Source organism: Legionella quinlivanii (assembly GCF_003265995.1).
Taxonomy (GTDB): Bacteria; Pseudomonadota; Gammaproteobacteria; order Legionellales; family Legionellaceae; genus Legionella_C; species Legionella_C quinlivanii_A.
This window is the reverse complement of record NZ_MVJN01000005.1, coordinates 272,203-290,666: the sequence shown is the minus strand read 5'-3', so window position 1 is coordinate 290,666 and position 18,464 is coordinate 272,203. Positions and strand designations below refer to the sequence as shown.

The window sequence follows — 18,464 nt, the reverse complement described above, 5'->3', positions numbered from 1 at the left end:
TTGATATATACTTTACAAAGTGTATTTATATACTTAAAATTAAGTATGTAGCTGGAGATGAATATGTTAACACCAGATAATTTAATGCAAGCATTAAAAGATCCATTCAAAGAAATTGAAATCATAAGGAATGGTGCTCTCCCTGATACCTTTGAAAAATTTTTAAAATCAAAAAGCTTTGTAATGCAGGATGTATTAAACAGACTGGATATAACAGCATCAACATATAAAACTAAGAAAAGAGAAAAAAGGGCTCTTGATTCTCCATCGACTGAAAAGTTGTTGCGTTTAATTTCAATAATTCAACTGGCAAGCCAGATTATAGGCTTCCCTGAAGCTAAGAATTGGTTATATAGAGAAATTGATTCTCTGGGGGGAAGAGCGCCTATTGATCTGTTAGACACAGAAGCAGGACATCGCTTGGTTGAACAGGTTCTTCAACAAATAAATTATGGTATCTATAGTTAATGACAATTTGGTATAGAGCAAGTTTTTCAACCAAACCTGAGATAGTATTTTCAGGAGATGGAGGAGTCCATGAGCAAGGCAGATGGAATCATAAAGGAAGAAAAGTAATTTATTGTTCGCAATCAATAGCCCTATGCACTCTTGAATGGTTATCGCATAATGGCTTGTCAGTATCTGGTTTTTCTTATTCAAAGTATTCAATTGATGTTCCTCAAAGATTCATTAAAAAATATCAGGTTGAGGATTTTCCAGCGGGATGGAATACCTCTCCAGCAGCGGATATAACCAGAGATTTTTCTGAAGAGACTTTATTTAATCAACAAAAATATATGGCTATCGCTGTTCCTTCCGTAGTGATTCCAGAGGAATTTAATTTAGTTATAAATCCACTTCATAAAAATTTTTCTATCCTCCTAAACACTATAAAATGTCTGGGAACATTTACTGCACCCAGAAGATGAATCAGGTTGTTGTTCGCAGGTAAATAAAATTCAAATGAGAATGATTATCGATATCATTTATGTTAGAATTAATTTTATTGCTGTCAATTTGTAAACTTAGATGCGAATAGATGATTTAAAAAAAGGTGATTGTGTGCGTTTGCTTGATTTTGGCATCACTGAGCCCTCCTATCGGCGCAGGCTGCTTTCTTTAGGTATCACGCGCGGCGCGGAATTAAAAATTATTCGTGTGGCTCCCCTGGGCTGTCCTGTACAAGTTGAGGTTCGTGGCACATCCATTAGTTTGCGTCGGGAAGAAGCGCGTTATCTGCTTCTGGAGAAGGCATAATGCATATTTTATTGGTGGGTAATCCCAATTGCGGTAAAACAACATTGTTCAATGGCTTGACCGGTGAAAATCAGCGCATTGGCAACTGGCCTGGTGTTACGGTTGAAAAGAAAACCGGCTCATTTAAAGTGCGGGATGAGTCCATTGCCATCACCGACTTACCAGGCATTTACAGTCTGTCAGCCGCAGCAGGGGAAGCCAGCCAGGATGAGCAAATTGCCTCGCGGGCGGTTATGGAATTACCTGCCGATTTAATTGTGAACGTGATCGATGCCAGCCATCTTGAGCGCCATTTATATTTAACCAGCCAATTACTTGAGTTGGGCAAGCCGCTCATAGTCGCTTTGAATATGACTGATATTGCAGAACAACAAGGCGTAAGCATCCAGATAGAACAGTTGTCAAAACGTCTGGGTTGTCCAGTCGTTCCCTTGCAATCCCATAAAAAAGTCGGCTTCAGGGCGCTCGAAGCGCAAATTATGGATCACAAAGGATCCTGTAAGCCGTTAACCTTGTCTCTGCCTGCGGACGCAGAAAAGGAATTACAGGATTTCACCCGGCACCTTATTGATGATAAGCAGCTGATGCCGCATTTGGCTCATTACCACGCCTTGAGGAGTCTTGAGGGTGGCGTCTGTTTTTCAGAGGCTGGCTCCCTGGCGGACTATGATATCAGCCTGGCGGATGCCCGCTATCAGCTTATTCATGAGATTGTGAACAGCGTTCAGCAGAAAAAAAGTGATGCCAGCGAGCATTTCACCGCCCGGCTGGATCGTTTTGTATTAAACCGATTTCTGGGTTTTCCTGTATTTCTCGCCGTCATGTATCTGATGTTTTTATTTGCTATCAATGTCGGCGGGGCATTTCAGGACTTCTTTGACATTACTACCGATACTCTTTTTGTGCAGGGCAGTGCCTGGCTATTGGCGCAAATACATACACCACAATGGTTAATAGCCTTGATTGCCAACGGCATTGGAGTGGGAATTAATACCACACTGACCTTTATTCCGGTGATTGCCTCGATGTTCTTTTTTCTCTCGCTGCTGGAAGCATCCGGTTATATGGCGAGAGCGGCATTTGTGGTCGATAAACTGATGCGCCTTTTGGGCTTGCCGGGTAAATCCTTTGTACCGATGATTGTCGGATTCGGCTGCAACGTGCCTGCTATTATGGCGGCAAGAACCCTCGATTCCGAACGAGATCGCTTACTAACAGTATTAATGAGCCCTTTTATGTCCTGCAGCGCCCGTCTGGCGATTTACGCAGTGTTTGTCGCCGCGTTTTTTCCCAGCGGGGGACAAAACGTCGTTTTTGCCTTATATCTTATTGGTATTTTAATGGCGGTATTAACCGGGTTACTGCTGCGTAAAACCACTTTGCAGGGACAGGCGTCGCCTTTGGTTCTGGAACTGCCCGTTTATCATAAGCCTTCATTACGCCGCCTGCTCAGAGAGACCGGCTTTCGCTTGAAACATTTTATTGTGCGCGCCGGGCGGGTCATTATTCCTGTTTGCATTTTATTGGGCGGTTTAAATGCCCTGACAGTCAGTGGCGGCATTAGCAGTAATGAGGCCGATACGCATTCCGTTTTGTCCTTGCTGGGTCAATGGCTGACGCCGCTGTTTGCGCCCATGGGGCTAACCCAGGAAAACTGGCCGGCCACGGTGGGACTCCTGACTGGCATGCTGGCAAAAGAGGTGGTGGTCGGCTCTTTAAACTCTCTTTATGCACAACTGGGTCATGTAGGACAATCTGCGCTTGACGGCTTTGATTTCCTGGGCTCACTGCAATCGGCCTTCTGGTCAATTCCTGAAAATCTGGCCAATCTCGGGCAGGCTTTGATTAATCCCATTCTGGCAAGCGCGCCTGATAACGAGCTTTCTCATTCAATGTATGGCATGATGGCCGAGCGTTTTGATGGAAAAGCCGGTGCATTTGCCTATTTATTGTTTATCCTTTTATATATACCCTGTGTTTCCACAATGGCAGCTATTCGCCAGGAAGCCAATCGCCAGTTAATGTGGTTTTCAGTGATCTGGTCTTTTGTAGTGGCTTACACAGCAGCGGTTTTATTTTATCAATTGGCGCGATTCGGTCAGCATCCGTATCAGACAATTAGCTGGATTACAGGTTTGGCACTGTTCATGACTGGATTTATCAGTTACCTTCGCTGGCAGGGGGTTAGGAAAAATAAACATGCTTATGCAAATTCTTGAGTATTTTAAAAAAGAGAAAGTAGCCAGTAATCAGCAATTGGCAAGATTATTAGGCGTCGATATTGGCGCACTGCAGCCTATGCTTGATCTGTGGCTGCGCAAAGGAATGATTGCCTGCTGTCAGGAAAAGTCAGCCTGTCAGAGCAGTTGTTTCAAGTGTAAAGCCACACCACCCGTTTACTATCAGTATGTCGCTCCAAACTAATAGCTTGCGATGCACCACTTTTTGTTGACTGCTGCCTGGATTTACAAATTTTTTTCTATTTATCAGGGATACACCTATCCTTAAATTGAGCTAAGATAGTCTATAGATAGTGAACCGGTGTAAATTATGGCTGAAGCAAATAATTCTGATGGCTTTTTGATTGGGGATGACATTCGCCAGGAAATTAAAAATGCCCAGGATATGGACCCTATAGCATTGGTAGAACAGGTCTATCAACTCTGGTGGCATTGGGCTAATTTTGAATTGTATATTATTAGTCCTATTATTGATCCGGTAATACCCCCTTTAGTTATCGAGCCTGAATTACTGCCCAACTCGCAAGAGCGTGAATTCGTTTACAATATCCATGATTTCGGCCATAAAATGACCACGTCAAAGGCAGAGGATATGTATGAGGCGGGCATGTCGATGTGCAAACTGTATTACACCATAGAAAAAATGATCTTCCTGCTAATTGAACGATTAAAGTCGGGTGGTATTGATCAGGAAACAGAAGTACAAATTGCTTTTGGTGGTCATGAGCTGGGCCAGCGAAAGGCTTTCGAGTCTGTAATCAATCTCAGTTACAATGTGGTTGTAACCAATTTCGACCCCGGTGCCTGGGGCGAACGCTATTTGCAAAATGTCAAAGTATTGGCCGCCAAGGGCTATGGTTATCCTGAAGGTACCCCGCGTGATGTTTATCGAAAACACCCGCAGGCGGGCACTCCAGGTATGAAGAGATAAATCCTTTTAACGCCAAATGCCTACGTTCCGCGCTTTATGCGCGGAATCCAGTTTCTTTACGAGTCTCTGGATCCCTCAGACAAGCCGAGGGACGTAGAAGCCAGGAGCAGACAGTAACTCAAAGTTTAATCAGCCTCCATTGCGTTTTCCCTTTATTAACCAGGCGTAATTTCCAGCTTCGCATTCCGATAGTCTGTCCTCCGGAACGCAGAGAAACGAAGTAATAAAAAAAGAAAAGCAACGATAAGGCGAGTTGTAGATAGTGATTGCCTGGCATGATCGCCTGGCCATGATTCAGAAATACAGCAATCCCTGTCAAAATAAAACCGAGGGCGCTGAGAATCAGGCAGTCATAAAGGCAGGCGGCAAGGCATCGAATCCACATATATAATGATATTAAATGAAATTCCCTGTTTTAGCAGGAGAATCCCTGCCAAAGCAAGCAGTTTACTGTGAAAATTATCATTCTTTCACAAAGAGTGGAATTGCTTCAAAAAAACAGAGTGGTATACTTTGCGAGGTTTTGGCTTGAGTTTTGATAATTCAGCGTTGATTATTGTCTCTAATTTTAAGGATGGCTAATAAGTGAAACAAAAACGACCGATAAATCTTGATTTGGGGTCTTTAAAATATCCACCGATGGCAATCGCATCGATTTTACACCGCATTTCCGGAATACTATTATTTGTGTTGATGCCAGTCGCATTCTATTTTATAGATTTATCCCTCCAGAGCGAAGAGTCATTTCGCAAAGTGGGAGAGATGATGGCCCATCCATTTTCAAAACTGGTGTTCTGGGGTCTGGGCGCAGCATTAATTTATCATTTTCTTGCAGGCATACGACATATGCTGATGGATTTAGGTTATGGAGAACACCTTGAATCCGGGCGGCGCGGGGCGATTTTAGTCATTAGTGCGTCGGTCATCTTTTCACTTCTTCTGGGGATATGTATATGGTAACAAATGTCACCAGTTTGACCGGAAATGGTCTACGGGATTGGTTAATTCAAAGAGTCAGTGCGGTTTATTTTGCTGCCTATATGGTTTTTATTCTGGCATTTCTGCTCATCCATTCGCCGTTTAGTTACACCGAATGGCATGCCTGGGCTCAAAGCAGCTGGTTCAAAGTAGCCAGTTTACTGGCATTGGTTGCATTCTCTCTGCATGCCTGGATAGGAATATGGACTGTTACTACTGACTACATAAAATGTACGGTTCTGCGGCTCAGTGTCCAATTATTGGTTGCAGGTTGGTTATCCGCCCAGTTTATCTGGGGCTTCATGATTTTCTGGGGACTATAAATGGCCTTAGCTCGTAATAAATTTGATGCGGTAATTATTGGCGCTGGCGGTGCAGGTATGCGCGCCGCCCTTCAGCTCGCCAATTCAGGATTGAAAGTGGCTTTATTATCAAAGGTCTTTCCAACCCGATCACATACAGTATCGGCGCAGGGAGGAATTACCGCGGCACTCGGCAATGCGGATGAAGACGATTGGCGCTGGCATATGTATGATACCGTCAAGGGAGCAGACTATATCGGCGATCAGGACTGTATCGAATACCTGTGCAAGACCGGGCCTGAAGCAGTGTACGAATTAGAACATATGGGGCTGCCATTCTCCCGTATGGACAATGGCCGTATTTACCAGCGTCAGTTTGGCGGGCAATCAAAAAACTTCGGCGGTGAACAGGCCGCTCGAACTTGCGCTGCCGCTGACCGGACAGGTCATGCGCTTTTACATACGCTGTATCAGCAAAACCTGCGTGCCAAAACACATGTATTCAGCGAATGGTATGCCCTTGATCTGGTAAAAGATGCGCAGGGCAGGATAGCTGGTGTAACCGCAATCTGCATCGAGACTGGTGAAGTTGTATTCTACCAGACCCGTATCTGTATTCTGGCAACCGGCGGTGCTGGACGTATCTATCAATCAACCACAAATGCCTATATCAATACTGGCGATGGATTTGGAATGGCGCTGCGCGCTGGAATCCCCCTGCAGGATATGGAAATGTGGCAATTTCATCCAACCGGTATTGCTGGCGCAGGAACACTGGTTACTGAAGGTTGCCGCGGTGAAGGCGGTTATCTGATCAATAAAGATGGCGAGCGCTTCATGGAGCGCTATGCGCCACGCGTCAAGGATCTGGCTTCCCGTGATGTGGTCGCCCGGGCGATGGCACTGGAAATTCGTGCCGGCAAGGGCTTTGATCCACAGGGTGTAGATTATGTAAAATTAAAGCTTGACCACCTTGGTGCCGATTTAATTAAAGCCCGCCTGCCAGGCATTCGCGAGCTGTCAATCAAGTTTGCAGGTGTGGATCCGATTGTCGAGCCAATTCCTGTTGTACCCACCTGCCATTACAGCATGGGCGGAATTCCAACCAACATTCATGGGCAGGTTCTGACACATCGCAACGGTATGGATCAAATCGTTGAAGGCTTGTACGCTGTGGGTGAATGTGCCTGTGTCTCCGTGCATGGCGCAAATCGTCTTGGCGGTAACTCACTGCTTGACCTGGTTGTTTTTGGCCGGGCTGCTGGATTGCATGTAGAAGAATTATGGCAATCGAATCAATTGCCGGATATGCCTTATGTAACCGATGATGATGTCGCCATGTCGCTGGCTCGCTATCAGCGCTGGCAAGATGCAAAAGAGGGTGATTCACCGGCGGTACTGCGCGCAGAAATGCAGCGGGTGATGCAGGAAGATTTTGGTGTGTTCAGAACAGGCCAGGTGATGGCAGAAGGGCTGCATCGTCTCGATGCATTGAAAGCACGTCTGGAAAATGCCTGTATCAAAGACAAGAGCAAAGTATTTAATACAGAATTAATTTCAGCTCTTGAGCTGGACAATTTAATGGCTACGGCCTATGCGACAGCGCAATCAGCACTCGCACGCACAGAAAGCCGCGGAGCGCATAGCCGTGAAGACTTTCCAAAGCGTGATGATGCGAACTGGATTAAACATACGCTATATTTTGGTGAAGAGAACCTCATTGATTATCGGCCGGTTAATGTGAAGCCGAAATATGTAGAGCCGTTTCAACCCAAAGAACGTGTTTATTAAGAGGATATATTATGTCGGCAAGCAGAACATTGAGCCTGCATCTCTATCGTTACAATCCTGAGGTTGATAGCAAGCCTTATGTGCAGGAATTTAAAATGGAGATCCCTGCCAAGAGTGATCCCATGCTGTTAACATTACTGGAAAGGCTTAAAGCGGAGCAGGACGAGACGATTACTTATCGTCGTTCCTGCCGTGAGGGCGTTTGCGGATCAGACGGAATGAATATTAATGGCACGAATGGATTAGCCTGCATCACTTCTTTGTCACAATTAAAAACCGATAAAATTGTGGTTCGACCTCTGCCTGGCTTCCCTGTTATCCGTGACCTGGTTGTTGATATGTCGCAATTTTATCAGCAATATGAGCGTATTGAACCTTATCTGCAAAATGATGAGGTGGCGCCTGCTCGTGAGCGGCTGCAGACTCCGGAAGAGCGTTCCAAGCTGGATGGTTTGTATGAGTGCATTTTATGCGCTTGCTGCACCAGTTCCTGTCCGTCATTCTGGTGGAATCCAGATAAGTTTGTTGGTCCAGCCGGATTACTACAGGCGCGGCGCTTTCTTGCAGACAGTAGAGATACAGCTACTATTAAACGGTTGGATAAATTACAGGATCCATTTAGCGTTTTTCGTTGTCGTTCGATTATGAATTGCGCCAATGTGTGTCCGAAGGGACTCAATCCGACGCAAGCGATTTCTGATATTCGCAAGCAAATGTTAACAGAGGAAACTTGATAAGATTCTGATAGCTCTGATTAATCAGAAAGGCGGCGCATGCAGCGAACGATGTGATTGAGCAGAGCATTTCCCTTTGGAGAGTGAAAAATGAGTGCTAGTGATTTGCAAAATGAATGGGCTTTAGGCTATCTTTCAGGCGGCAGTATGGCCTATGTGGATGGGCTTTATGAAGATTATCTTCAGGATCCTGATTCCGTTCCTGCTGATTGGCAAGCTGTTTTTAGCAAAATGGCTGCGGAAAATAGAGGTAATGGTCAGGATGTAGCGCACCGTGAAGTTCGAGATTACTTTTTGCAAAACGCAAGCCGAAAGAAAACAGCAGTTGTCAGCTCTGAAGACAGCAAGCAATATCAGATAGCTCATCTCGTCAATGCGTATCGTGCCTACGGCCACCATGCGGCCAGGCTTGATCCTCTTGATATGGCCGAGCGTATCTCTGTACCGAGCCTTGAACTAGGTTATCACCATCTTACCGAGAGCGATCTGAACCGCAGCTTTTATGTCGGTAATAATTTCAATGGCTCTGAAATGCCTCTGAAAGATCTCTTCAAGGCATTACGTGATACCTACAGCGGCAGTATCGGTATTGAGTACATGCATATTTCGGATAATGAAGAAACCGAGTGGCTGCAGAAAAAAATGGAGTTCAGCCGCGGTCGTCCTCAATTTAATAATGAACAAAAGAAAAAAATCCTCAACGATTTGATTGCTGCAGATGGTCTGGAGCGTTACCTGGGTACGCGCTATGTCGGACAAAAGCGTTTTTCGCTTGAAGGCGGGGATTCATTAATACCGATGATGAAAGAAATCATCCACCAGGCCGGTGAGTTTAAAACCAATGAAGTCATCATCGGTATGGCACATCGCGGCCGTCTCAACGTGCTGGTGAATGTGCTCGGAAAAGCCCCTGATGCCTTATTTCAGGAGTTTGAAGGCAAGGTTAAATCAGAGCTGACTGGTGATGTGAAATATCACATGGGCTTTTCTTCTGATATTCGTACCGAAAGCGGGGCAATTGTTCATTTGGCTCTTGCATTTAATCCCTCGCATCTTGAAATCATTGGGCCCGTGGTAGAAGGTTCAGTTCGCGCCCGCTTAAGACGGCGTAATGATTTGGAAAAAAAGGACAAAGTGGTTCCAGTGGTCATACATGGCGACGCAGCCTTTGCCGGCCAGGGTGTCGTAATGGAAACCTTCAACTTCTCCCAGGCACGCGGTTATTCGACTGGCGGTACAGTCCATATCGTCATTAATAATCAGATTGGGTTTACAACCAGCAATCCTCTCGATGCCCGTTCCACGCTTTATTGTACGGATGTGGCTAAAATGGTTCAGGCGCCGATCATTCATGTGAATGGCGATGATCCGGAAGCCGTGGTTTTTGCGACCCAGATAGCCTTTGACTTTCGTATGAAGTTTAAACGCGACGTGGTAATTGATTTAGTCTGTTATCGCCGTCATGGACATAATGAAGCCGATGAGCCGTCTGTTACGCAGCCGACGATGTATCAAAAAATAAAAAGCATGCGTCCTTTGAGAGAAATTTACGCCGACCAACTCATAAATGAGCAAATTATTTCCAGGGAGCAAGTAGACGAAGCCATGGAAAATTATCGCAACCGTCTCGATCAGGGCCAGCCGGTTGTTGAACTGGTACACGGTGATTACGAAGGAAACATATCGATTGACTGGTCGCCTTATGTGAATGCCAAATGGACTGATAAAGCCGATACAACAATAAGTCCTGCCGATATTAAAATGCTTTCCGATAAAATACAGCAATTACCGGAAGGGTTTGAACTGCATCCGGTCGTCAGTAAACTGATGGCTGAACGTCAGAAGATGACTGATAATGAAATCCCCATGAACTGGGGTTATGCGGAAACAATGGCCTATGCCAGTCTGCTTAATGATGGCTATAAGGTACGTCTGTCCGGTCAGGATTGCGGTCGTGGTACTTTTGCTCATCGCCATGCGGTTTTGCATGATGTGAAAACAGGGGATTCTTATGTTCCACTGGAAACCCTGTCGACCGATGCTGAACGAAACTTCGTGGTAATCGATTCGGTGCTGTCAGAAGAAGCCGTCCTCGCATTTGAGTATGGTTATGCCTCTTCCGAGCCAACCTCACTGGTATTGTGGGAAGCGCAGTTTGGTGATTTTGCCAATGGTGCGCAGGTTGTAATTGATCAGTTCATCAGTTCTGGTGAGCAGAAATGGGGACGCTTATGCGGTCTGGTGATGCTGTTACCGCATGGTTACGAAGGCCAGGGACCGGAACATTCATCAGCTCGTCTTGAACGGTATATGCAGCTTTGCGCCCAGCATAATATACAGGTCTGCACACCTACCACACCGGCACAAATGTTCCATTTACTGCGCCGGCAAATGATTCGAAACTTCCGTAAGCCCTTAATCGTAATGACGCCCAAAAGTTTATTACGTCATAAGCTCGCAGTATCCCCGCTTTCTGATCTCTCGGAAGGAAAGTTCCACACTGTAATCCCTGAAGTGGATACAATGGATCCGGCCAAAGTTACAAAAATAGTATTATGTTGCGGAAAAGTTTATTATGATCTGTTGCAAAAACGCCGTGACGAGAAAATTGAGAGTGTTGCAATCATTCGAGTTGAACAACTCTATCCTTTCCCTAAAAAAGCGCTAGGAAACGAGCTTGCCAAATTCCCGAATGCAAAAGCAATTGTCTGGTGTCAGGAAGAACCTCAAAATCAAGGGGTCTGGTTCTCTTCCCAGCACAACATCAAAGACTGTCTGAGCCCGGAGCAAACATTGAGCTACGCCGGCAGAAGCTTTGCAGCTTCTCCAGCAGTAGGCAGCCCCTTGCTTCATGCCAAGCAACAACAAGAACTGGTACAAGCGGCATTAAGTAATTAAAAATGATAGGTCCAGCGGTATAGCCGCTGGAGAAAATAACAATTAGTTAAGAAGGACACACCATGTCTATTGAAGTGAAAGTACCGACGCTGCCAGAATCGGTTGCTGATGCCACCATTGCAGCCTGGCATAAAAAAGCAGGCGACAGGGTCAGCCGCGATGAAAATCTTGTAGATTTGGAGACTGATAAGGTTGTTCTTGAAGTTCCGGCTCCAATGGATGGCGTACTCACAGAAATCCTGTTTAAAGAAGGAGATACGGTTACAGCCAGCCAAATCCTGGCTAAAATTGAAGCAGGGGAAGCCGCAGCACCAGCCCCTGCTGCACCAGCCAAAGCAGAGCCTGCAGCTCAGGCCGAGCCGCAGGAAGACAAAGCCACAGGTCCCGCAGTGAGACGCATGCTGTCTGAGCATGACTTACAGGCGCAGCAAGTGACCGGCAGCGGTAAAGACGGTCGTCTGACCAAAGAAGATGTGGTTTCATTTATTGAATCCAATCGAGCCAAATCTGCTCAACCTGCAAGCGCTGCTTCAAGCCAGCAACCAGCTGCTGCAATGGGGGCAAGAGAAGAACGCCGTGTGCCCATGACTCGCCTGCGCGCTAAAATTGCTGAACGTCTGGTCCAGGCACAGCATAATGCGGCCATGTTAACGACCTTCAACGAAGTTAATTTGAAAGGCGTCATGGATCTACGCAACCAATACAAAGATCAGTTTGAGAAAAAACACGGTGTTAAATTGGGATTCATGTCCTTTTTCACCAAGGCAGTTGTAGAAGCATTAAAATTGTTCCCGGCAGTTAATGCATCTATCGATGGTCAGGACATTGTTTATCATGGCTTTTATGATGTTGGTATTGCAGTTTCCACTGATAGAGGATTAGTTGTTCCTGTAGTGCGCGATGCTGATCAAATGAGCATGGCCGAAATTGAAAAGGCAATTAACGACTCTGCTGGCAGAGCCAGACAGGGCAAGCTCAGCATGGAAGAAATGCAGGGCGGAACCTTTACCATAACAAACGGCGGTGTTTTCGGCTCGCTGCTGGCCACACCCATTATTAATCCACCGCAAACTGCCATTCTGGGTATGCACAAGATTGAAGAGCGCCCCATTGCCGAAAAGGGCCAGGTTGTCATCCGCCCAATGATGTATGTGGCCTTATCCTATGATCATCGCTTAATTGATGGTAAGGAGTCGGTACAGTTTTTAGTGACCGTGAAAGAGTTACTTGAAGATCCTGCACGCTTGCTGCTGAATGTATAGAGTCTACTCACAATCCATTAACCAGGCTGACCTGCGGTATGCAGGTCTGTTTTTTTTATAAGGTGTTGCAATGAATTTACATGAATATCAGGCAAAGGAGCTATTTAATAATTACGGTTTGCCAGTTCCTAGGGGACATGTGGTCTACACAGTTGAAGAAGCGGTTCAGGCTCTGGATATGTTATCCACTCCCAAAGCAGTAGTGAAAGCGCAGGTTCATGCCGGCGGGCGTGGAAAAGCAGGTGGTGTCAAGCTGGTTTCCAGCCGTGATGAATTGGCCAATGCGGCGAAAGCCTTGTTAGGCACGCGTTTAGTAACCTATCAGACTGATGCCAAAGGTCAGCCGGTTAATGCCCTGCTAATTGAAGAAACCTGTGACATCGGACGCGAACTCTACCTGGGCGCAGTAATTGATCGTTCCACACAGCGAGTTGTCTTCATGGCTTCTACAGAAGGCGGCGTGGAAATTGAAAAAGTAGCGCATGAGACACCTGAGAAAATTTTCAAGGTCATCATGGATCCGCTGGTCGGTATTATGCCATTCCAGGGCCGTGAAATCGGTTTTAAACTGGGACTGGATGATAATCAGATTAAGCAGTTCACCCAGTTAATGATTGGACTTGGGAAAATGTTTGTTGATTGTGATTTAAGCCTGCTGGAAATCAATCCGCTGGTTGTGACCAAATCAGGCAATTTGTTATGTCTGGATGGCAAAATTAATCTTGATGGTAATGCGCTGTATCGTCAGCCAAGGCTAAAGGCAATGCGCGACACTTCACAGGAAGACGAAAGAGAAAATCATGCGACCAACTGGGAGCTTAATTATATCCCGCTGGATGGCTCGATTGGCTGTATGGTTAACGGGGCGGGTCTTGCGATGGCCACCATGGACGTTATCAAACTGCATGGCGGTGAACCAGCAAACTTCCTCGATGTCGGCGGTGGCGCCACCAAGGAAAGAGTGAGCGAAGCATTTAAAATTATTCTTTCTGATGAACAGGTCAAAGGTATTCTGGTCAACATTTTCGGCGGTATTGTTCGCTGTGATTTGATTGCTGAGGGGATTATTGCCGCAGTAAAAGAAGTTGACGTTAAAGTGCCCGTTGTTGTGCGCCTTGAAGGTAATAATGCGCAGTTAGGTGCAGAAATCCTGAACAAAAGTGATCTGAATGTGATTGCAGCGGACAGTTTAACCGATGCTGCTAAAAAAATCGTAGCCGCAGTGGCATGATTTACGAATATCTGTAACCTTGATACGCAGAACGCATCAGGGTTTTCAGTTCAATGGATTCAGAAGAAAATTATTAGAACCAGTTTGAGGTTAGCATGAGCGTATTAGTTAATAAAGAAACCAAAGTAATTTGCCAGGGTTTCACCGGCAAGCAGGGAACCTTTCACTCCGAGCAGGCAATTGCCTATGGAACTAAAATGGTGGGTGGGGTAACCCCTGGAAAAGGCGGTCAGAGCCATTTAGGTTTACCGGTATTTAATACCGTCAGGGAAGCGATGGAGGCAACACAGGCTGATGCGAGTGTGATCTATGTTCCGGCTCCATTCTGCAAAGACTCCATTCTCGAAGCAGCCGATGCGGGCGTAAAGCTTATCGTCTGTATCACTGAAGGGGTCCCCGTACTGGACATGCTGGATGTGAAAGTGTATCTGGAAAACAATACCCAATCCCGTTTAATCGGGCCTAACTGTCCAGGAATTATTACCCCTGGCCAATGTAAAATCGGTATTATGCCTGGTTCAATTCATTTACCAGGAAGAGTCGGTATCGTTTCTCGCTCTGGTACACTGACTTATGAAGCAGTGAAACAAACAACAGATAAGGGATTCGGTCAAAGCACCTGTATCGGTATTGGCGGCGATCCAATTCCTGGAACCAGTTTTATTGATGCCTTGAATCTGTTTGAGCACGACGAGCAAACCGAAGCAATTATCATGGTGGGCGAGATTGGTGGTTCTGCTGAAGAAGAAGCGGCAGAGTTTATTAAATCGAATGTCAGCAAACCGGTTGTTTCCTATATTGCCGGGGTCACTGCACCTGCTGGAAAGCGTATGGGACATGCCGGCGCTATCATTTCTGGTGGAAAAGGCACTGCAGCTGAGAAATTTGCAGCGCTGGAAGCTGCAGGAGTGAAAACCGTCCGCTCACCCGCTGAACTTGGTGATGCGATTGCGGAAGTGACTGGCTGGTAATAGGCAGTTATGCTGGTTCGAAGTGTCGGTGGATAAATAGGAAATATGTCGTCTTTGCGAACGAAGTGAAGCAATCCAGAGTAAGTCTTGAACACACAGTTAGGAGCATTGGATTGCTTCGCTGACGCTCGCAAAGACGGTTTTTTGTGCACCTATCTTCATTAGCCTACGTACCGCGACTTGTTCGCGGTATCCAAGGATGCTTGAAAAAGGAATTAAAATGCTCAACTGGATGATTTATGGGGCGAATGGATATAGCGGGAAGCTGATAGCAAGAGAAGCCAAATCAAGAGGTTTAAATCCCATTCTGGCTGGGCGCGACTCACATTCCATCACGGAACTTGCGAAAGACCTGGGGCTTCACAGCCGGGTTTTCGATTTAAGCGATCAACAGAATCTCTGTACACAACTCGCTGACGTAAAACTGGTTTTAAATTGTGCGGGTCCCTTTTCTTCCACTAGTCAGGCAATGATCAACGCCTGTATTCAATCAAGAGTCCACTATTTAGACATTACCGGTGAAATTTCTGTTTTTGAATATGCGCAGAAACAGGATAGTTCAGCAAAGGCCGCGAATATCATACTTTGTCCAGGCGTTGGTTTTGATGTAATACCGACAGACTGTCTCGCCGCCCAGTTAAAGCAACAGCTTGCTGATGCCAACTATTTGGCCCTCGGGTTTGACTCAAAATCAGGCCTGTCTCCGGGAACGGCAAAAACTGCGGTAGAAGGATTAGCATTAGGGGGTAGAGCTCGGGTGAATGGGTTAATACAAACCGTTCCTCTCGCCTGGAAAACGCGGACGATTGATTTTGGGCGAGGGGAGAAACTGGCAACGACCATTCCCTGGGGAGATGTAAGCACTGCCTTTCATACCACCAGAATACCCAATATTGAAGTCTATATCCCAATGAGTCCAAAGCGAGTATCGATGTTAAAGAGGCTCAATTATCTGCGATGGTTATTAGGCTTCAAGTGGGTGCAGAATTTTCTGAAATCGAGGGCCGCCGGGCAAAAAGGGCCTGATAATGAGCAGTTACAAAAGCAACTCACCTATGTCTGGGGAGAGGTAAAGAATGCCAGGGGCGATATTAAAACATTAAGATTTGCTACAGCGAATGGATACGCACTCACCGTCACGGGCAGTCTGGCTATTGTTGAGCACTTACTGGAAACAGAGATAAGCGCAGGCTACAAAACGCCATCGCAAATAATGGGAGCAGATTTTATCACTAAATTGCCTGGGTATAGCGAAAGGATAAATGATGAGGCCGCATGAACGTATTGATGGCAATGGTAAGCTAAACTTTGTTTTGATTCATAATGCCGGTGGCAATCATCATTTTTTTAGCCACCAGGTAGAGTTACTGAAGCAGTTTGGTAATATCGTCTGGCTTGATCTGCCTGGCCATAGCGGTAGTGAGGGAATCGCAAGCTACGAGATGGCTGATTTATCCGCTTTAATAAACAAGGTTTGCCGAGAACTATCGCTCGATAATATCTGCTTAATTGGCCTTAACAATGGTGCAGATATAGTGTTTGATACTGTGCTTAGTCATAATCTGCCCATCAAACACATTATCCTTATCGATCCGCCGATTTTTATGGATGAAAAATTTATCGAGGAAATTGAGGAGTTTATCACTGCCCTGGACACGGCAAATTATGAAGAATTTGTTGATGATCTGGTCAATGCCCTGTTTATTGATGCGAATGAATCAACTAGGAAAATAGCGGCAGATGCCTTTAATCAGGTTGAAAAAAAGGCACTGCAGAAAATGTTTAAAGGCTTAATTGAATGGGATAGGCATTCTACAGGTAAATTAAGCCAGATTTCTTGTCCCGCATTATGTATTATTACCGATGAGCATCACTGCAGATATCAAAAATTACGGCAGGAAGCGCCTCAATTTGAGATTGGTAAAGTGATAGGATCCAAATGCTGGGCAACCCTTGAAGTACCAGAGCAGGTTAATGCAATGATTGCGCGATTTCTACAACTTAACAAAGGGTAAAAGCCAATATAACTTTTATCCCCTCCTGATAAAATCCCAAGCCGCTCCTTCAATCCTTAAGCTTCCGTTAAGTTTTCGATCGTATACTTTAAAGGAATGGAGAAAGGGAGTTATCATGCAAGTGATAATTGTTGAAGATCACGCCTTTAACGCATATTGCTTAACGCGCTTACTGCAGGAAGTTAATCCGCAGGTTAGCATAACCGTCTGTGCAAGCAGTTCTGATCTTAATCATTATTTGTCTCAATCAAGCCCTGATTTAATTATTCTGGATGGTGATTTGGGAGCTGGGGATGGTCTGGCTTGTAACGGCCCGGCCGTGGCCGATAGTCTGCTGCAGGCCAATAAAGCCGTGCCTCTCGTTGTATGGACTAATTCACCTGCGATGCGCGCTGCGTTTTCAGGGGTATTTGCCCAGTACCGATTAAAACTATCTGAGGTGAATTGCTGGCCTAAAATGGTTTCAACAGAGCGGATTAGTCACACCTTAAAAACCTATTCTGCCAGCTGCCAATCCAAGGCGGCAATGTCCCTGCCGATACCAGCCCGTCTAAGGGGAAAGGTCTCAAGGAATAACTTGCCTCGCGCCCAGTAAGCGAGCGTGGCGGCTTAGAAACTCATGCCATACTTTGGTAAGAGACAGTTTATCAATGGCAATTCACTAAGAGCTGCCTGATCTTTTCCAAGAATGAGCTGCTGCAATCGAGTTATTTTCTCTTTTGCTAAATATTCCGGGTCATTACCACCTCTAGCACTTGCCCTAACGGCTTCTTCGCATTCTTGTAAAGCCTGTATCACATACTTCTCTTTCTCTGCAGAAAGATCTTTAGAAGAAAGCTGGCGAATCAGGAAATCCTGTTTGGGAGCTACCTCGAGTTTTTTTGCAAAGTACTGAGCTGTTTGGTATCGAAGCTGATTAAGAGGGTCGCTATTACAGGGAACATTCAATAATTGTAATTGTGCAGACTGCAATTTGTCATAAAATTTCTCTATTAATGATCTGGCTGCATCCATATTTTGTTCAAAACTACCGCGATGACGATTACCATCGCCATCATATGCTTGTGACATTGCCTCATATTTTGTCAGCAGGTTTTGTAGTATCTTCAGATGCACTTTATCATCACCCGTACTAGTCAAATGTTTAAGCTCGCGTATTAAATCGACAGCCAATTCCAGTTTAGTTGATGATAGCTTATGATCAGGCGTTAAAAAGAATGTATTAGACATACTGACATTCGCCGCCTGATGTTTTTTTGTATACTGCTTTATATGATTTATGAGCAACTGCTTCGCTATTACGAAAAATGGAGTTCTTGAGTTATAAATCTTCTCAAAATCAGCTGCTGCAGTAGGTAGGTCTAATGAATGTTTATAACCTCTTCTAGCTAATGTCTGGACTAATTGCAGAAAGTGTTGCCGATCCCTGATATACTCTGCACCATCTCCTTCCTTTATCCAGGTTAATAAATAATCTGCACTTGTCATTAGCGGTTGATTATTCTTCGCAAGCCAGCGCTCAAAAGAATCAGCAATTTTCCTGTTTGCAAAATCTTCTTCGGAAATTGGCACATCCATAGCCGTTGAATAGCCTAATGCCGCTACTTCCTGTGCCAAGGCTAAAAAATCGCGGTGTCTTTTTACTAATTTGGTATGTTCATGGCTATCCAGCCATTTGAACAATAAATCGATATGCGATTGGTTGGAGTGACGGTTACCATCCATCCAGGCATCGAATGCCTTCGCAAAGGCTGCTATTTTCAAATGGGATAATTTGTTTTTAGTAGAAAATAAACTCATTTGGCAACTCAAAAGGCAGGTAATTGCAAAAATTATACGCCTGCGCTTTTAAAT

Annotated in this window: 19 protein-coding genes; 17 read left to right on the top strand and 2 right to left on the bottom strand. The window is 45.3% G+C overall.

Translation table 11 applies throughout. From position 1 onward, the window contains the following. The first annotated feature begins 63 nt into the window (after positions 1 to 63). The 6 genes from B1207_RS08160 (at position 64) to B1207_RS08135 (ending at position 4,428) form a co-directional block, all read left to right on the top strand. The gene (locus tag B1207_RS08160) at positions 64 to 468 is read left to right on the top strand and encodes an antitoxin Xre/MbcA/ParS toxin-binding domain-containing protein (RefSeq protein WP_172458205.1); all 405 of its coding nucleotides are present in this window, start codon (positions 64 to 66) and stop codon (positions 466 to 468) included. Continuing rightward, entirely contained in the window at positions 468 to 929 is a 462-nt protein-coding gene (locus B1207_RS08155) for an RES family NAD+ phosphorylase (RefSeq protein ID WP_112219490.1), read from the top strand. The genes B1207_RS08160 and B1207_RS08155 overlap by 1 nt, the downstream gene beginning before the upstream one ends. Positions 930 to 1,029: 100 nt before the next feature. Next, positions 1,030 to 1,257 carry a FeoA family protein gene (locus B1207_RS08150; RefSeq protein ID WP_058507088.1) on the top strand — a complete coding sequence of 76 codons (228 nt, stop codon included), beginning with the start codon at positions 1,030 to 1,032 and terminating at the stop codon, positions 1,255 to 1,257. Further along, positions 1,254 to 3,476 (top strand): Fe(2+) transporter permease subunit FeoB, encoded by a 2,223-nt coding sequence (gene feoB, locus B1207_RS08145; protein WP_112219489.1) that lies wholly within the window; start codon positions 1,254 to 1,256, stop codon positions 3,474 to 3,476. The genes B1207_RS08150 and feoB overlap by 4 nt, the downstream gene beginning before the upstream one ends. After that, on the top strand, positions 3,457 to 3,681 hold the full coding sequence (locus B1207_RS08140; RefSeq protein ID WP_112219488.1) for a FeoC-like transcriptional regulator: 225 nt from the start codon (positions 3,457 to 3,459) through the stop codon (positions 3,679 to 3,681). Before feoB ends, B1207_RS08140 begins: the two co-directional genes overlap by 20 nt. Positions 3,682 to 3,807: 126 nt before the next feature. After that, on the top strand, positions 3,808 to 4,428 hold the full coding sequence (locus B1207_RS08135; protein WP_112219487.1) for a virulence factor: 621 nt from the start codon (positions 3,808 to 3,810) through the stop codon (positions 4,426 to 4,428). A 118-nt stretch (positions 4,429 to 4,546) separates the two neighbouring features. On the opposite strand, the gene B1207_RS08130 is transcribed toward B1207_RS08135, so the two are convergent. Continuing rightward, positions 4,547 to 4,813, bottom strand: coding sequence for an RDD family protein (locus tag B1207_RS08130; protein ID WP_112219486.1), 267 nt, complete (start codon positions 4,811 to 4,813; stop codon positions 4,547 to 4,549). A gap of 200 nt (positions 4,814 to 5,013) precedes the next feature. Here B1207_RS08130 and sdhC point away from each other — a divergent pair, with 200 nt between their 5' ends. From sdhC to B1207_RS08075, 11 genes are all read left to right on the top strand, one after another. Further along, the gene (gene sdhC, locus B1207_RS08125; protein ID WP_112219485.1) at positions 5,014 to 5,388 is read left to right on the top strand and encodes a succinate dehydrogenase, cytochrome b556 subunit; all 375 of its coding nucleotides are present in this window, start codon (positions 5,014 to 5,016) and stop codon (positions 5,386 to 5,388) included. Continuing rightward, entirely contained in the window at positions 5,382 to 5,729 is a 348-nt protein-coding gene (gene sdhD, locus B1207_RS08120; RefSeq protein WP_112219484.1) for a succinate dehydrogenase, hydrophobic membrane anchor protein, read from the top strand. The genes sdhC and sdhD overlap by 7 nt, the downstream gene beginning before the upstream one ends. After that, positions 5,730 to 7,499 (top strand): succinate dehydrogenase flavoprotein subunit, encoded by a 1,770-nt coding sequence (gene sdhA, locus B1207_RS08115; protein ID WP_058507095.1) that lies wholly within the window; start codon positions 5,730 to 5,732, stop codon positions 7,497 to 7,499. Positions 7,500 to 7,510: 11 nt separating this feature from the next. Further along, complete coding sequence (locus tag B1207_RS08110; protein ID WP_112219483.1) at positions 7,511 to 8,233, top strand: succinate dehydrogenase iron-sulfur subunit; 723 nt, start codon at positions 7,511 to 7,513, stop codon at positions 8,231 to 8,233. A 90-nt stretch (positions 8,234 to 8,323) separates the two neighbouring features. Continuing rightward, positions 8,324 to 11,131 (top strand): 2-oxoglutarate dehydrogenase E1 component, encoded by a 2,808-nt coding sequence (locus B1207_RS08105; RefSeq protein ID WP_112219482.1) that lies wholly within the window; start codon positions 8,324 to 8,326, stop codon positions 11,129 to 11,131. Between the two features lie 62 nt (positions 11,132 to 11,193). Beyond that, positions 11,194 to 12,393, top strand: a complete 1,200-nt coding sequence (gene odhB / locus B1207_RS08100; RefSeq protein WP_112219481.1) for a 2-oxoglutarate dehydrogenase complex dihydrolipoyllysine-residue succinyltransferase — start codon at positions 11,194 to 11,196, stop codon at positions 12,391 to 12,393. Between the two features lie 70 nt (positions 12,394 to 12,463). After that, a complete protein-coding gene (gene sucC / locus B1207_RS08095) occupies positions 12,464 to 13,624 on the top strand; it encodes an ADP-forming succinate--CoA ligase subunit beta (RefSeq protein ID WP_112219480.1) in 1,161 nt (386 codons plus the stop codon). Between the two features lie 95 nt (positions 13,625 to 13,719). Next, entirely contained in the window at positions 13,720 to 14,595 is an 876-nt protein-coding gene (sucD, locus tag B1207_RS08090; RefSeq protein WP_112219479.1) for a succinate--CoA ligase subunit alpha, read from the top strand. Positions 14,596 to 14,815: 220 nt separating this feature from the next. Continuing rightward, complete coding sequence (locus tag B1207_RS08085) at positions 14,816 to 15,874, top strand: saccharopine dehydrogenase family protein (protein ID WP_112219478.1); 1,059 nt, start codon at positions 14,816 to 14,818, stop codon at positions 15,872 to 15,874. Continuing rightward, positions 15,858 to 16,610 (top strand): alpha/beta fold hydrolase, encoded by a 753-nt coding sequence (locus B1207_RS08080; protein WP_146740048.1) that lies wholly within the window; start codon positions 15,858 to 15,860, stop codon positions 16,608 to 16,610. Before B1207_RS08085 ends, B1207_RS08080 begins: the two co-directional genes overlap by 17 nt. 115 nt (positions 16,611 to 16,725) lie before the next feature. After that, the gene (locus tag B1207_RS08075) at positions 16,726 to 17,205 is read left to right on the top strand and encodes a response regulator (protein WP_112219476.1); all 480 of its coding nucleotides are present in this window, start codon (positions 16,726 to 16,728) and stop codon (positions 17,203 to 17,205) included. Positions 17,206 to 17,219: 14 nt separating this feature from the next. Here the strand turns inward: B1207_RS08075 and B1207_RS08070 are convergent, their stop codons facing one another. Continuing rightward, a complete protein-coding gene (locus B1207_RS08070; protein WP_112219475.1) occupies positions 17,220 to 18,410 on the bottom strand; it encodes a hypothetical protein in 1,191 nt (396 codons plus the stop codon). Positions 18,411 to 18,464: the final 54 nt, after the last annotated feature.

What these genes read in the sequence shown, in the direction of transcription:
- B1207_RS08110 (WP_112219483.1), top strand. Translation starts at nt 7,511, where the DNA reads ATGTCGGCAAGCAGAACATTGAGCCTGCATCTCTATCGTTACAATCCT.
- B1207_RS08075 (WP_112219476.1), top strand. Translation starts at nt 16,726, where the DNA reads ATGCAAGTGATAATTGTTGAAGATCACGCCTTTAACGCATATTGCTTA.
- B1207_RS08155 (WP_112219490.1), top strand. Translation starts at nt 468, where the DNA reads ATGACAATTTGGTATAGAGCAAGTTTTTCAACCAAACCTGAGATAGTA.
- B1207_RS08150 (WP_058507088.1), top strand. Translation starts at nt 1,030, where the DNA reads ATGCGAATAGATGATTTAAAAAAAGGTGATTGTGTGCGTTTGCTTGAT.
- B1207_RS08130 (WP_112219486.1), bottom strand. Translation starts at nt 4,813, where the DNA reads ATGTGGATTCGATGCCTTGCCGCCTGCCTTTATGACTGCCTGATTCTC.
- odhB (WP_112219481.1), top strand. Translation starts at nt 11,194, where the DNA reads ATGTCTATTGAAGTGAAAGTACCGACGCTGCCAGAATCGGTTGCTGAT.
- B1207_RS08135 (WP_112219487.1), top strand. Translation starts at nt 3,808, where the DNA reads ATGGCTGAAGCAAATAATTCTGATGGCTTTTTGATTGGGGATGACATT.
- sdhD (WP_112219484.1), top strand. Translation starts at nt 5,382, where the DNA reads ATGGTAACAAATGTCACCAGTTTGACCGGAAATGGTCTACGGGATTGG.
- B1207_RS08105 (WP_112219482.1), top strand. Translation starts at nt 8,324, where the DNA reads ATGAGTGCTAGTGATTTGCAAAATGAATGGGCTTTAGGCTATCTTTCA.
- sdhA (WP_058507095.1), top strand. Translation starts at nt 5,730, where the DNA reads ATGGCCTTAGCTCGTAATAAATTTGATGCGGTAATTATTGGCGCTGGC.
- sucC (WP_112219480.1), top strand. Translation starts at nt 12,464, where the DNA reads ATGAATTTACATGAATATCAGGCAAAGGAGCTATTTAATAATTACGGT.
- sucD (WP_112219479.1), top strand. Translation starts at nt 13,720, where the DNA reads ATGAGCGTATTAGTTAATAAAGAAACCAAAGTAATTTGCCAGGGTTTC.
- B1207_RS08085 (WP_112219478.1), top strand. Translation starts at nt 14,816, where the DNA reads ATGCTCAACTGGATGATTTATGGGGCGAATGGATATAGCGGGAAGCTG.
- B1207_RS08160 (WP_172458205.1), top strand. Translation starts at nt 64, where the DNA reads ATGTTAACACCAGATAATTTAATGCAAGCATTAAAAGATCCATTCAAA.
- B1207_RS08070 (WP_112219475.1), bottom strand. Translation starts at nt 18,410, where the DNA reads ATGAGTTTATTTTCTACTAAAAACAAATTATCCCATTTGAAAATAGCA.
- B1207_RS08140 (WP_112219488.1), top strand. Translation starts at nt 3,457, where the DNA reads ATGCTTATGCAAATTCTTGAGTATTTTAAAAAAGAGAAAGTAGCCAGT.
- B1207_RS08080 (WP_146740048.1), top strand. Translation starts at nt 15,858, where the DNA reads ATGATGAGGCCGCATGAACGTATTGATGGCAATGGTAAGCTAAACTTT.